Raw genomic sequence first — 13,233 nt, 5'->3', positions numbered from 1 at the left:
ACGCCGCTCGAACCCCCATTGGGGTCATTCGCCACGCAGGTCGGCGAGCAAACCCGGGAGATCGTCGGGCTTCACCAGCACCTCGCGCGCCTTGGAGCCCTCGCTCGGGCCGACCACGTTGCGGCTCTCCAGGAGGTCCATCAGCCGCCCGGCCTTGGCGAAGCCGACCCGCAGCTTGCGCTGGAGCATCGAGGTCGAGCCGAACTGGGTGGTCACGATCAGCTCGGCCGCCTGGATCAGCAGGTCCAGGTCGTCGCCGATCTCCTCGTCGATCTCCCGCTTGACCGGCGCCGCCGCGACGTCCTCGCGGTACTCGGCCTGCATCTGCGCCTTGCAGTGCGTGACGATCTCGGCGATCTCCTTCTCCGAGACGAACGCGTTCTGGATGCGGATCGGCTTGCTCGCGCCCATCGGCAGGAACAGCGCGTCACCCTGGCCGACCAGCTTGTCGGCGCCGGGCTGGTCGAGGATGACCCGCGAGTCGGTGAGGCTGGAGACGGCGAAGGCGAGCCGGGAGGGCACGTTCGCCTTGATCAGGCCGGTGACGACGTCCACCGAGGGCCGCTGCGTGGCGATCACCAGGTGGATGCCGGCCGCGCGGGCGAGCTGCGTGATGCGCACGATGGAGTCCTCGACGTCGCGCGGCGCGACCATCATGAGGTCGGCCAGCTCGTCCACGATCACCAGCAGGTACGGGTACGGCTGGTAGACCCGCTCGCTGCCGGGCGGCGGCTGCAGCGTGCCCGCCCGCACGGCCTTGTTGAACTCGTCCACGTGCCGGAACCCGGAGGCCGCCAGGTCGTCGTAGCGCCGGTCCATCTCGCCCACGACCCATTCCAGGGCCTCGGCGGCCTTCTTCGGGTTCGTGATGATGGGGGTGATGAGGTGGGGGATGCCCTCGTAGACGCTCAGCTCGACCCGCTTGGGGTCCACCAGCACCATGCGTACCTCGTCGGGCGTGGCCCGCATGAGGATGGAGGTGATCAGCCCGTTGACGCAGACCGACTTGCCGGCGCCGGTGGCGCCCGCGATGAGCAGGTGGGGCATCTTGGCGAGGTTGGCGACGATGGTGCGGCCCTCGACGTCCTTGCCCAGGCCGACGATCATCGGGTGGTGGTCGGCCTGCGCCACCTGCGAGCGCAGCACGTCGCCCAGCGCCACCAGGTCCTTGTCGGCGTTGGGGATCTCCACGCCGATCGCCGACTTGCCGGGGATCGGCGACAGGATCCGCACGTCGGCGGACTTGACCGCGTAGGCGATGTTCTTGGTGAGCGCCGTGACCTTCTCGACCTTGACCGCCGGGCCGAGCTCGATCTCGTAGCGGGTGACGGTCGGGCCGCGGGTGAAGCCGATCACCTGCGCGTCGATGGAGAACTGCTCCAGCACGCTGGTCAGCGCGTTGACCACCGTGGTGTTGGCCTTGGTCTGCGGCTTGGGCGGGGTGCCCTGCTTGAGGTGCTGGAGGTCCGGCAGCGCGTACGGCCCGGCCTGCGGCGAGAGCACGAGCTGCTCGACCTTGCGCGGCGCGGGCGTGGGCAGCGGCGGCTCGGGCGCCGGCCGCTCGGCCGCCACGGGAACCGCCGGGGGGACCGGCTCCTCCTCGTCCACGAGCCCGGGGACGATCTCCGGCGAGTGCCCGGCCCGCTCCTTGTCCTTCTCCGCCAGCACGGGCGTGTCGTACGGCTTGACCGAGTCGCCGCCCTCCTCGGCCTTCTTCGCCGCCCGGGTGCGCCTCCTGGCCGGCTCGCGCGGCTGCGGCTCGGCCTGCCGCTCGAACAGCAGGTGCTTGAGCTCGGTCAGCCGCTCGGGGATGCGGTGCACGGGCGTCGCCGTGATCACCAGGACGCCGAACACCGACAGGAGCAGCAGCAGCGGGATCGTGATCCACGACGGCAGGATGCTCATCGGCGGCGCCGAGACGATGAAGCCGACCATGCCGCCCGCCGCCGACACCTTGTCCATGCCCTGGCCCTCGCCGGCCGGGTAGGGCGTGTCGTTGGCCACGTGGATCACGCCGAGCACGCCGACCAGCAGCGCCGCCCAGCCGATCACCATGCGGCCGGTGTCGGCGTTCTGGTCGGGGTGGCGCATGTAGCGCCAGGCCAGCAGGCCGAGCAGCAGCGGCAGCGCCCAGGCCAGCGACCCGAACACGCCGTGCACGGCCCCGTTGACCACCCCGGAGACGGCCCCGTCGGCGTTGCGCCAGGTCATGGAGGCCAGCACGATCGCGGCGGCCAGCCAGGCGAGCCCCAGCCCGTCACGCCGGTGCGCGGGGTCCAGCTCGCGGGCGTTCCTGCCCAGGGCGCGCGCCATGCTGCCGACCCCGCCCGCGAACAACATCCACAGCCCGACGATCAGCTTGCCGACCATCGTGAAGACCCAGCTGATCGGGTCGGGGTGGGTGACGGAGGACCTGCGGCCGGAGGAGCTCGCCTTCGGTCTTGGACGCCCCGCCGGCGCTCCGGTCCGCTTCGCGGGGGTCGAGCGAGCCGGGGTCGACCGCTTCGCCGGCCCCTTGGGTGCGCTTTTCGGCGTACGGGTGGCCATGATGCCAAAGGTACGACGGAGAGACCTGCTCGCGCGCGAGGCTCGCCGCGCGAACCACGCGGAAAAGCCCGCTCCTTCAGAAAACGCCCGTCCACCGCCCGGGCGGGTGCCGGATGCGGGGGTTCCAGCTGCGCGACCAGGGCGGCCTTCTTCACAACGGGAGGTATCAACGGCATCATTCTGCCACTCTGTGTGTGACCGAACTGCCACATCGAGTGATGTTCTAGGACGCATAGTGGACACGACCCGGGTGTCGAGCACGGCCTTCGACGGGACCCCTCACGCACCGGCGCACGCGCGCAGGTTCGTCCGCCAGGTGCTGGGGGAATGGCGGCTGGGCCATCTGGCCGAGGACGCCGTGCTGCTCACCAGCGAGCTCGTCACCAACGCCGTGGTGCACGCGGGCACCGGCGTCGAGCTGACCTGCCGCCTGGACGTGGCCGCCTCCCCGGCGAAGCTGGAGATCGAGGTCGACGACCACCATCCCGCCAAGATCATCGACCCGGTCGCCCCGCCGCCCGCCGACGGATTGCGGGCCTCGGGACGCGGGCTGGCGCTGGCGGGCATGCTGGCCGACGCCTGGGGCGTCACCTACACCCGCACCGCCAAGCGGGTCTGGGTGCGCCTGGAGCTGAGCGACGGCTGCGACGAGCACGACCTGGCGGCGGGCACGCCGGGCCTGGTGCCCGCCCCGGTCCCGGCGCCCGTGGAGGGGCTGCGCGTCGGCGTCCTGGTGGTCGATCAGGCCGGCACCGTGCAGTCGTGGAGCTCCGACGCCCAGGAGCTGCTCGGCTGGCGCGGCGAGCAGGTGACCGGCCTGCCGCTGCACGAGCTGGTGGCCTGGCGCGGCCACGGCCCGTACGCGCTGACCCTCGCCGACACGCTCGGCCTGGGCCGCTGGCGGGGCGAGACGCGCATGCGGCACTACGACGGCAGCCTGGTCCCGGTCTACGTCTCACACCTGCGGGTCAAGGGGCAGCGGTCGGCGGTGTGGATGGTGGTGGCCGCCGACCACCGCCACGTGCTGGCGCCGCCGCCCGCGCCGATGCGCCGGGAGACGGGCGCCCGCATCAAGGACCTGCTCGACCAGGACAAGCCGCTGCCGGAGCTGCTGGAGACGATCGCGCGGATCGTCCAGGTCTCCAGCGGGGGCGACGCCGCGTACGTGCTGCTCGCCGACGGCGGCGGCCGCTTCGGCGTGGCGGCGGGCGCGGGGGCGACGGCGGGGCTGGTGGGGGTGCTGGCCACCGGCCTGTTCGGGCCGGGCCGCAGGTCGCCGACGCTCATCGACGACCTGCTGACCGGCGACGTCGAGCTGGCCGAGCGGCTGCGCGCCAGGTCGCTGGCGTGCGCGCCGCTGCTGGTGTCCGGCGAGGTGACCGGCTACCTCGTGGTGACGGCGGCCCCGCCGGGCTGCTTCGACCAGGAGCTGACGGCCAGCCTGCAGCTCGTCGCCGACCAGGTGGCCGTGCCGGTGCAGCGCGAGCGGCTGGCCGAGCAGGACCGCGCGCACCGGGGGCGGCTGACGTTCCTGGCCGAGGCGGGCGAGCTGCTGGCCGGGGTGCACGACGAGGAGCTGATCGCGGCGCTGACCGCCCAGCTCGTGGTGCCGAAGATCGCGACCTGGGCGGCGGTCTACCTGACCGACCTGGCCGGGATGACCCGGCTCGCGCACGTCTGGCACAGCGAGGAGCGCCACAACGCCGGTCTGCGCAAGTCGCTGCCGGCCATCCCGCGCACCACGTTCGACGACGTGAGGGGGCCGCTCGGCCCGGAGACCGTGCTGTCGTTCCCGCTGCTCACGCAGGGCAGGTCGCACGGCGCGCTGGTGATCGGCCGGGCCGAGCCGACGCTGCCGCTGGAGCTGGCCGACCTGCTGGCCGACCTGTGCCGGCTGGTGGCGCTCAACCTGCACACGGCCATGCTGTACGCCCGCCAGGCCACCACCTCCCGGGTGCTGCAGCGCAGCCTGCTGCCGATGCGGGTGGCGGCGATGCCGGGCCTGGAGTCGGCCGTCGTCTACGAGCCCGCCGAGGAGGGCGCCGACGTCGGCGGCGACTTCTACGACCTGTTCACCGTCGCCGACCACTGGTGCTTCGCCCTCGGCGACGTGTGCGGCAGCGGCCCGGAGGCGGCGGCGGTCACCGGGCTGGCCCGGCACGCGGTGCGGCTGCTGGCCAAGGAGCACTACACGGTGGCCGACATCCTCGACCGGCTCAACCAGGCACTGCTGGAAGAGGGCGAGGACAACCGGTTCCTGAGCCTGCTGTGCGGTGAGCTGACCCCGCTCCCCCAGGGCGGCGCGCTGTGCACGATCGCCTCGGCCGGCCATCCGCCCCCGCTGCTGCTGCGGGCCGACGGCGCGGTGCGGCCGGTGGCGACGCCGCAGCTCCTGCTCGGCATCGAGGCCGACGCGCGCTTCTACGTCGAGCACTTCGAGCTGGCCCCCGACGACCTGCTGCTGTGCGTCACCGACGGCGTGACCGAGCGGCGCAACGGCGACCGCATGCTCGACGACGGCGACGGCCTGGCCCGGCTGCTGTCGAGCTGCGCGGGGCTGAGCGCGCACGCCGTCGCCGAGCGGGTGCGGCACGCGGTCGAGACCTTCGCCAAGGAGCCGTCGCGCGACGACATGGCGCTGCTGGTGATCAAGGCCGCGACCGCGTTGCGCAAGGTCAGGTCGTGAACCGGTAGGTGGTGGTGGAGGTGCGGCGCTCGCCGGGCCGCAGCACGGTGGAGGGGAAGTGCGGCTGGTTGGGCGAGTCGGGGAAGTGCTGGGTCTCCAGGCACAGCCCGGCGAACGGCCCGAACGGCGTGGCCTCGCCGTCGAGCATGCTGCCCGAGTAGAACTGCACGCCCGGCTCGGTGGTGGTGACCTCCATGGTCAGGCCGCCGGCGGTGACGCTCATGGGGCCATCGAGCACGAAGCAGTGGTCGTAGGCGCCGTCGATGCGCTCGCCCAGGGCGTGCGGCTCGGTGAAGTCGAACGGGGTGCCCTTGACCGGCGCCAGCTCCCCGGTCGGGATCTTGCCGTCGTCCACCGGCAGGTAGTGCTCGGCGGCGAGCCGTACGACGTGGTCGCGCACGTCGCCCACGCCCTGGCCCTTGAGGTTGAAGTAGGAGTGGTTGGTGAGGTTGACCACGGTCGGCTTGTCGCTCTCGCTGGCGTAGTCGATGCGCAGGCCGTCGTCCTCCAGCGTGTACGTCACCGTCACGGTCAGCGTGCCCGGGTAGCCCTGGTCGCCGTCCGGGCTGACCAGCTCCAGGGTGACGGAGGCGGCCGAGCGGTCGGTGATCGTCCAGACCTTGGAGTCGAAGCCCTCGGTGCCGCCGTGCAGGCTGTTGGGGCCGTTGTTGACCGGCAGGGTGTACTCGACGCCGTCGAGGGTGAAGCGGCCGCCCGCGATGCGGTTGCCGTAGCGGCCGACGACCGCGCCGAAGTAGCGGCTGCGGGTGAGGTAGTCCTCCAGCGTGTCCAGCCCGAGCACCACGTTGCGGCCCGACACCTCCAGCGAGCGTACGACGGCGCCGAGGGTCAGCACCTCGGCGCGGAGCCGTCCTGCCGACAGCTCCACCAGCTCGACCTGCTCGCCGGACGGCAGCGTTCCGAAAATCATCTCTGGGCCCTTCCCGTGGACTCGCGGACTATGAGGGCGGTGTCGAGCGTCACCGTGGCGCCCTCACCCCCCGATTGCAGCAGCAGGTCGACGGCCATCCGGCCCGCGGCCACGGCGGGCATGGCCACGGTGGTCAGCTTCGGCCGGTTGAGCCGGCCGGGCAGGATGTCGTCGAACCCGATGACACTTATCTGGTCTGGTACCCCGATGTCCATCGCGGCGAGCCCCTCGATGAGACCGAGCGCGACGAGATCGTTGTAGGCCAGCACGGCGCTCGCCCCGCACGCCGCGACGTCGGCGGCCACGGCCAGGCCGCCGGCCTCGGTCGGCTGGTTGGGGCCGAAGAAGACGAGGTCGAGCCCCGGCGTCTCGGCGGCGACGCCCTGCATCTCGTTGCTGGTCCACGAGCCGAGGGGGCCGGACACGAGCGCGATCCTGCGGTGGCCGAGCCCGGCCAGGTGCTCCAGGGCCAGCCTGGCGCCCTGGGCGACGTTCATGAGCACGGCGGGCATGCCCTTGATGCGGCGGTTGATGAGCACGAACGGCACGTCCTCGGCCAGGCGCTCGATCATCTTGCTGGACAGGCGGGGGCTGCACAGCAGGACGCCGTCCACCTGCTTGGTGAGCGTCCTGATCAGCTCCTCCTCCACCCGCGGGTCCTCGTCGGTGTCGGCCACGAACACGTGGTAGTCACGGCCCCTGGCCTGGGCCTGGGCCGCTTTGATGATCGGCGGGAAGAAGGGATTGGCGATGTCGGCCACGATGAGGCCCATGTTGAACGTGCGGCCCGTGGTGAGCGCCCTGGCCGCCCGGTTGGGGCGGTAGCCGAGGTCGTCGGCCGCGGCGAGCACCCGGCTCCTGGTAGCAGGATTGACCAGGTGCGGCGCGGAGAAGGTGCGGGAGACTGTGGACACGTGTACGCCGCAGGCGCGCGCAACGTCCTTGATCGTCGCCGCCATCGCCGTCCTCCCTTGCAAACGGTTGCCAGACTAAACCTTGACCTTCACCGCTCCGCCCGTCAAGGTTCCTGCAACCGGTTGCCATCGGGCGCGATCACCAGCGGCCGCCCAGCTCCTTCAGCGTGAAGACACCGCCGGCGCGGGCGTGCACCGGGTCCGCCAGGTCGGGCTCGCCGTGCTCGGCGATCAGCGCCACCGCCCGCGGCTCGGAGTCGTCCTGGGAGACGTAGCCGATGGCCTCGGCCTCCCGCAGCGACCACCACCGGCGGGCGTTGTCCGAGACGCCCCACACCACGTGGTAGCCGGGCGCGACCAGCGCGGCCTCGACCAGGCGGGCCAGGTCGTCGGGCGAGATCCAGGTGGCCAGGCCGCGGGTGTCGAGCGAGCCCTCGTTGCAGGTGCCGAGCCGGACGACGGTGATGTTCATGCCGAAGCGGTCGTGGTACAGGCTGCCGAGGGCCTCCATGACGACCTTGCTGACACCGTAGAAGGTGTCGGGGCGCGGGAAGGCGTAGTCCGGCAGCTCGGTGCCGTCGGCCGGCCTGGTATGGAAGCCCGCCGCGTGATGGCTGCCCATGAGGACCAATTGGCGCACGCCCGCCTCGCGGGCCGCCTCCAGCAGCACCTGCGTGCCGTTGACGTTGGCGTGCACGATGTCGGCCCAGGAGTGCTCCCGGCTCTGGCCGCCCAGGTGGACCACCGCGTCCACGCCCTTCATGGCCTCGGTCATGGCGGCCGGGTCGGCGAGGTCGGCGACGACCTGCTCCTCCCCCGGGCCGGTCTCGACCGCCTGGAGGTCGGAGAGCCGCAGCGTGCGGCCCTCGCGGGCGAGCCGCGGGCGGAGCAGCGTGCCGACCTTGCCGGCGGCGCCGGTCATGAGTATGCGCATGACTTCAAGGTCTACACGATTCTGACCCGAATTCACATCCTTGAATATTGACCGTGAAGCATGCGGTAGTTACGTTCACAGCCACGAGTTCATCTCTTCGACTCATGTCCACGTATGTGAACGGGAGGCGGTCTGATGTCACGTCGTTTGCTGGGGGTCGCGGTCGCAGCGGCCCTGGCCGCAACGGTGACCGGCTGCGGCTCCGGGGGATCAAATTCATCTGACGACACCTTGGAGATCTGGATCAGGCAGGCGCCCGATTCCGACTCCGCCAAGACGGCGCAGAAACTCGCCGACGCCTTCACCAGGTCCAGTGGCGTCAAGACCAAGGTCGTCGCCCTTTTCGACGACTTCGAGACGAAGCTGAACCAGCAGGCCGCGCAGCGCCGGCTCCCCGGCATCGTCATCAACGACACCGCCCAGCTCGGCAACATGCAGTCCCAGGGCTGGCTCCAGGAGGTGAACAAGTCCTCCCTGGCCGGCGCCGGCCAGCTCGCCGAGCGGGCGTGGCAGGCCGCCGCGGGCAGCGACGGCAAGTACTACGCCGCGCCCTTCTCCGCTCAGGCGTTCGCGCTGATCGTGCGCAAGGACTGGCGCGAGAAGGTCGGCATGGAGCCGCCGAAGACGTGGGAGGACCTGGCCGAGCTGGCGGCGGCGTTCACCGAGAAGGACCCCGACGGCAACGGCCGGAAGGACACCAGCGGCTTCGTCGCCCCGGCCGGCACCAAGCGCGGCTACGCCTCCTGGTACGCCTCCTCCCTCATCTACGCCAACGGCGCCGACTTCCTCAAGGCCAACGGCCCCGGCAAGTACGTCGCCACCGCCAACGACCCCAGGTTCGTCGAGGCCGTCCAGTACCTCCAGGACCAGTTCTGCAAGGCCAAGACCGTCAACCCGGGCGCGGTCAGCAACGACACGACCGTCACGCACGAGGTGTTCGAGAAGGGCCAGGGCGGCATCTACCTGGTCGGCCCGTACGTGCTGGCCCGCTTCGTCAAGAGCATCGGCACCGACAAGATCGAAGTCCTGCCCGTGCCCAAGGGCCCCTCCGGCGGCCCCGGCACCCTCGGCGAAGGCGAGAACGTCTACCTCATGGCCGGCTCGCGGATGCAGGACGCGCAGAAGAAGTTCGCCGAGTTCGCGATCTCCCCCGAGGGCCAGCGCATCGGCATGAACAAGGACGCCAACGGCGCCATCGTCCGCCTGCCGGTCAACACGACCGTGGACATGGCCGCCGAGCGCCAGGACCCGCGCTGGAAGGTCTTCCAGGAGTCCTACGACTACGCCGTCTACGCGCCGCCGGTGCCCAACTGGGCGCCGATCCGGCAGACCTCAGCCGACGCCATCAACGCCGTCTGGGCCGACTGCTCGGCCGACGTCAAGACGGCCATGGACGGGCTGAACACCAAGCTCACCCAGGAACTCCAGAGCCAGAAAGCGTCATGACCTCGACCATCACCCGGGCGGGGACCCCCACCGCGCCCCCTCGCCGCCGCGCCAAGCGGGTGCGGTGGCGGGGGCCGCTGGTCGCCTGGCTGTTCCTGGCGCCCGCGCTGCTGCTGTTCCTGTACTTCAAGTTCATCCCGATGGCCGTCGGCCTGTGGAAGAGCCTGTTCAAGGTCCAGACGTTCCTCGGTGACGAATGGGTCGGCCTCGACAACTACAGGACGATCATCACCGACGACGAGTTCGCCTCGGCGATCTGGCACAGCGTCGTGCTGGCCCTCGGCACCACGCTCGGCTCGATCGTGCTCGGGCTGGTGCTGGCGCTGCTCGTCGAGGGCCCCGCCCGCTACCTGTGGTTCGTCAGGACGGCGGCGTTCCTGCCGGTCGTGACGACGATGGCGGCGGTGGCCGAGGTGTGGCGGATCATGTTCCACCCCGCCGACAGCGGCATGCTCAACGTGATCATCGGCTGGGCGGGCGTCGATCCGCAGCCCTGGCTGGCCAGCGAGCACTCCTCGCTCTGGTCGATCATGCTGATGAGCGTCTGGCGCGGCACCCCGTACGACATGATGATCTTCCTGGCCGGGCTGGTCGGCGTGGACCGCACGCTCTACGAGGCCGCGGCCGTGGACGGGGCCTCCACCTGGCGGCGGCTGCGGCACATCACGCTGCCGGCGCTGCGGCCGGTGTTCTGGATCCTGTTCACGCTGGCGGCCATCCGCGGGCTGCGCGTCTTCGTCGAGGTCTACGTGCTCACCAACGGCGGCCCGAACGGCTCCTCCGAGGTGCTGATGACGCTGGTCTACAAGCTCGGCTTCCAGAAGAACGAGCTGGGCGTCGCCTCCGCGGGCGGGATCGTGCTGTTCCTGGCCACGCTCGCGCTCACGGTGATCGTGCAGCTCATGCGCAGGAGGCAGACGACATGAGATTCGACAGCGCCCTGGGGCTGGAGTCGCGCAAGGGGCCGCTCGCCACCGCCGGCCGGGTCGTGGTCTACGGCCTCATGGTCGCGGTCTTCACCGGGCCGCTCGTCGGGCTGCTGGTGAGCGCGTTCAGCAAGACCCTCGACCCCACGTCGTTCACCCTCTGGCCGGACGAGTTCACCCTGGAGAACTTCATCCAGGCCGAGGACAAGAACGTCTACCTCTATCTGCTCAACTCGTTCGTGGTCGTGGGCTTCGGGCTGCTGCTGCAGATGCTGGTGAGCGTCTTCGCGGCGTACGCGCTGGCCCGCAAGAAGTTCCGCGGCATGACGATCGTGATGCTGCTCATGCTCGCCACGATGATGCTGCCCGAGGAGATCATCGCGATCCCGCTCTCGCTCGTCCTCGCCGACCTGCCGGGCCTGCACCTCAACCTCATCGGCACCTACGCGGGGATGATCCTGCCGGTGGGCGCCTGGGGCTTCTCGATCCTGGTCATGACCGAGTTCATGAAGGAGGTGCCGGTCGAGCTGGAGGAGGCCGCGCGCATCGACGGGGCCGGCGAGCTGCGCATCTTCGCCACGATCATCGTGCCGCTGTGCCGGCCGGCGCTCGGGGTGATCGGCGTCTTCGGGTTCACCATGATCTGGGACCAGTACCTGCTGCCGCTGATCGTCGCGACCGAGTCCACCATGTGGACGCTGCCCATCGCGCTGCGCTCGCTCCGCTCGGACGAGGAGGTCGGCATCGGCGTGCTGCTCGCGGCCTCGCTGCTGGCCCTGCTGCCCTCGATCATCGCGTTCCTGGCGTTCCAGCGCCAGTTCATGCGCGGGCTGACGAGCGGAGCGGTCAAGGGATAGATGTCCACATACCTGGACGGTATCCAATATGCTGGATGTGTCACAGGGACATCGAGATGGGATGAGTATGGAGCCCCAGCTGGTCAAGTCCGCCGAGCGGACGGTACGCATCCTGGAAGCGCTGGCCGACTCGCACGAGAACCTGACCCTGTCGGAGCTCCAGCAACGCACCGGCTTCCCGCGCAGCAGCCTGCACGCCCTCATGCGGACGCTGGTCGAGCTCAACTGGGTCGAGACCGACTCGGCCCGGTCGGCGTTCGGGATCGGCCCGCACGCGCTGCTGACCGGCACGGCCTACCTGGACAAGGACCCCGCGCTGCCGTTCGCGCAGGAGACGCTGGAGGACCTGCGCGACGAGATCGGGCAGACCGTGCACTTCGCCCGCCGCGACGGCGCGCACGTCCTCTACCTCGCGACCAGGGAGTCGCGCGAGGCCGCGCACGTCATCCCCAGGGTCGGGCGCCGGCTGCCCGCCCACGTGACCGCGCTCGGCCAGGCCCTGCTCGCCCAGCTCACCGACGACGAGGTCGTGGCCCTGCTCCCCGACCCGCTGCCCGGCCTGACCGAGCACTCGATCACCGACCTGGTCAAGCTGACCGGCGAGCTCGACCAGGTCCGCACCCGGGGCTGGGCCTGCGAACGCGAGCAGGGCACGCCCGGCGTGGCCTGCGTCGCCGTGGCCGTCGACTACCGCATCCCGGCCACGGACGCGATCAGCTGCTCCATGCCCGCGGGACTGCCGCCCGCCGACGTCGAACGGGTCACCGAAGCGGTGATCAAGCACACCCGCAAGCTGGCCGCCACCCTCCGCCGGGAGGGCATCCGCTAGAAAGGACCGCCGATGCGGCTCGATGGTGTTCTCTTCTTCCCGGTGACCCCGTTCGGGCCCGGCGGGGAGCTCGCGGAGGCGACGCTCGCCCGGCACGTCGCCGAAGGGGTCGCGGCCGGAGCGGGAGGGGTGTTCACCGCGTGCGGCACCGGCGAGTTCAACGCCCTCGACCTCGCCGAGTACGGCCGGGTGGTGGCCACCGCCGTCGCCGCCACCGGCGGCCGGGTGCCCGTCCTGGCCGGAGCGGGCGGCACGCTGCCCGCCGCGCGGGCCACCGCCCGCGAGGCCGCCGCCCAGGGCGCCGACGGCCTGCTGCTCATGCCGCCCTACCTGGTCAACGCCCCCGTCGCCGGCCTGGTCCGGTACGTGCGCGAGGTCACCGCGGCGGCTGACCTGCCGGTGATCATCTATCAGCGGGGCACCGCCCGCTTCACCCCCGAATCCGTGGCCGAGCTGGCCCGGGTGCCGGACGTCATCGGCTTCAAGGACGGCCTGGGCGACCTCGACCTGCTGCACCGCATCATCCTGCGGGTACGGGAGGCGGGCGGCGAGGAGTTCACGTTCTTCAACGGGCTGCCGACCGCCGAGTTCACCATGCCCGCCTACCGGGGCCTCGGGGTGACCTTGTACTCCAGCGCGGTGTTCGCGTTCGCACCCGAGATCGCCCTGGCCTTCCACCAGGCGCTGACGGACGGGGACGAGGTGACCGTGCGGCGCCTGCTGAGCGGCTTCTACCTGCCGCTGGTCGAGCTGCGGGACCTGGTGCCCGGGTACGCGGTGTCGCTGGTGAAGGCGGGGGTGCGGCTGCGCGGGCTGGATGTGGGCGGGGTGCGGGCACCGCTGGTGGACCCGTCCGCCGAGCACGTGAAGCGCCTGGAACAGATCCTGACGGCGGGCCTGAGAATCGCCGCCCCGTGAAACCCGACCACCCCCGAACCCAACCGCCGCCCCCCGAACCCGACCACCCCTGAACCCGACCACCCCTGAACCCGACCACCCCTGAACCCGACCACCCCTGAACCCGGCCGCCCCCGAACCCGCTCCCCGGCCAGCCCCACCTGCACCCTCGGCCGACACCTGCTTCAGCCGACGATTCACGAACGACCGCTCACGATCGGCGAGCCGCGGACAACCGCTCACGGTCGGCGAGCCACGGACGACCG

At 71.1% G+C, this 13,233-nt stretch carries 10 protein-coding genes; 6 read left to right on the top strand and 4 right to left on the bottom strand.

The features are described 5' to 3' along the window. Nucleotides 1–24: 24 nt before the first annotated feature. Complete coding sequence (locus AB0H75_RS05885) at nt 25–2,370, bottom strand: DNA translocase FtsK (protein WP_367791051.1); 2,346 nt, start codon at nt 2,368–2,370, stop codon at nt 25–27. 412 nt (nt 2,371–2,782) lie between these two features. Here AB0H75_RS05885 and AB0H75_RS05880 point away from each other — a divergent pair, with 412 nt between their 5' ends. After that, nucleotides 2,783–5,233 carry a SpoIIE family protein phosphatase gene (locus AB0H75_RS05880; RefSeq protein WP_367791048.1) on the top strand — a complete coding sequence of 817 codons (2,451 nt, stop codon included), beginning with the start codon at nt 2,783–2,785 and terminating at the stop codon, nt 5,231–5,233. On the opposite strand, the gene AB0H75_RS05875 is transcribed toward AB0H75_RS05880, so the two are convergent. From AB0H75_RS05875 to AB0H75_RS05865, 3 genes are all read right to left on the bottom strand, one after another. Next, nucleotides 5,223–6,164 (bottom strand): aldose epimerase family protein, encoded by a 942-nt coding sequence (locus tag AB0H75_RS05875; RefSeq protein ID WP_367791045.1) that lies wholly within the window; start codon nt 6,162–6,164, stop codon nt 5,223–5,225. The two genes, AB0H75_RS05880 and AB0H75_RS05875, sit on opposite strands and share 11 nt — an antisense overlap. Then, complete coding sequence (locus tag AB0H75_RS05870) at nt 6,161–7,123, bottom strand: LacI family DNA-binding transcriptional regulator (protein WP_367791042.1); 963 nt, start codon at nt 7,121–7,123, stop codon at nt 6,161–6,163. The genes AB0H75_RS05875 and AB0H75_RS05870 overlap by 4 nt, the downstream gene beginning before the upstream one ends. Before the next feature lie 94 nt (nt 7,124–7,217). Beyond that, entirely contained in the window at nt 7,218–8,012 is a 795-nt protein-coding gene (locus AB0H75_RS05865) for an NAD-dependent epimerase/dehydratase family protein (protein ID WP_367791039.1), read from the bottom strand. A 135-nt stretch (nt 8,013–8,147) separates the two neighbouring features. Here AB0H75_RS05865 and AB0H75_RS05860 point away from each other — a divergent pair, with 135 nt between their 5' ends. The 5 genes from AB0H75_RS05860 (at nt 8,148) to AB0H75_RS05840 (ending at nt 12,988) form a co-directional block, all read left to right on the top strand. After that, nucleotides 8,148–9,458 (top strand): extracellular solute-binding protein, encoded by a 1,311-nt coding sequence (locus AB0H75_RS05860; protein ID WP_367791036.1) that lies wholly within the window; start codon nt 8,148–8,150, stop codon nt 9,456–9,458. Beyond that, complete coding sequence (locus AB0H75_RS05855) at nt 9,455–10,384, top strand: carbohydrate ABC transporter permease (RefSeq protein WP_367791033.1); 930 nt, start codon at nt 9,455–9,457, stop codon at nt 10,382–10,384. The genes AB0H75_RS05860 and AB0H75_RS05855 overlap by 4 nt, the downstream gene beginning before the upstream one ends. Further along, nucleotides 10,381–11,241 (top strand): carbohydrate ABC transporter permease, encoded by an 861-nt coding sequence (locus tag AB0H75_RS05850; RefSeq protein WP_367791030.1) that lies wholly within the window; start codon nt 10,381–10,383, stop codon nt 11,239–11,241. Before AB0H75_RS05855 ends, AB0H75_RS05850 begins: the two co-directional genes overlap by 4 nt. Nucleotides 11,242–11,308: 67 nt before the next feature. Next, on the top strand, nt 11,309–12,070 hold the full coding sequence (locus tag AB0H75_RS05845) for an IclR family transcriptional regulator (protein ID WP_367791027.1): 762 nt from the start codon (nt 11,309–11,311) through the stop codon (nt 12,068–12,070). Between the two features lie 12 nt (nt 12,071–12,082). After that, nucleotides 12,083–12,988 (top strand): 5-dehydro-4-deoxyglucarate dehydratase, encoded by a 906-nt coding sequence (locus tag AB0H75_RS05840; protein WP_367791024.1) that lies wholly within the window; start codon nt 12,083–12,085, stop codon nt 12,986–12,988. Nucleotides 12,989–13,233: the final 245 nt, after the last annotated feature.

It is taken from the genome of Nonomuraea sp. NPDC050783, from assembly GCF_040802095.1.
GTDB lineage: Bacteria > Actinomycetota > Actinomycetes > Streptosporangiales > Streptosporangiaceae > Nonomuraea.
This window is presented reverse-complemented; position numbering and strand designations above follow the sequence as displayed.

What these genes read in the sequence shown, in the direction of transcription:
- AB0H75_RS05860 (WP_367791036.1), top strand. Translation starts at nt 8,148, where the DNA reads ATGTCACGTCGTTTGCTGGGGGTCGCGGTCGCAGCGGCCCTGGCCGCA.
- AB0H75_RS05870 (WP_367791042.1), bottom strand. Translation starts at nt 7,123, where the DNA reads ATGGCGGCGACGATCAAGGACGTTGCGCGCGCCTGCGGCGTACACGTG.
- AB0H75_RS05875 (WP_367791045.1), bottom strand. Translation starts at nt 6,164, where the DNA reads ATGATTTTCGGAACGCTGCCGTCCGGCGAGCAGGTCGAGCTGGTGGAG.
- AB0H75_RS05855 (WP_367791033.1), top strand. Translation starts at nt 9,455, where the DNA reads ATGACCTCGACCATCACCCGGGCGGGGACCCCCACCGCGCCCCCTCGC.
- AB0H75_RS05865 (WP_367791039.1), bottom strand. Translation starts at nt 8,012, where the DNA reads ATGCGCATACTCATGACCGGCGCCGCCGGCAAGGTCGGCACGCTGCTC.
- AB0H75_RS05885 (WP_367791051.1), bottom strand. Translation starts at nt 2,370, where the DNA reads ATGGTCGGCAAGCTGATCGTCGGGCTGTGGATGTTGTTCGCGGGCGGG.
- AB0H75_RS05840 (WP_367791024.1), top strand. Translation starts at nt 12,083, where the DNA reads ATGCGGCTCGATGGTGTTCTCTTCTTCCCGGTGACCCCGTTCGGGCCC.
- AB0H75_RS05850 (WP_367791030.1), top strand. Translation starts at nt 10,381, where the DNA reads ATGAGATTCGACAGCGCCCTGGGGCTGGAGTCGCGCAAGGGGCCGCTC.
- AB0H75_RS05845 (WP_367791027.1), top strand. Translation starts at nt 11,309, where the DNA reads ATGGAGCCCCAGCTGGTCAAGTCCGCCGAGCGGACGGTACGCATCCTG.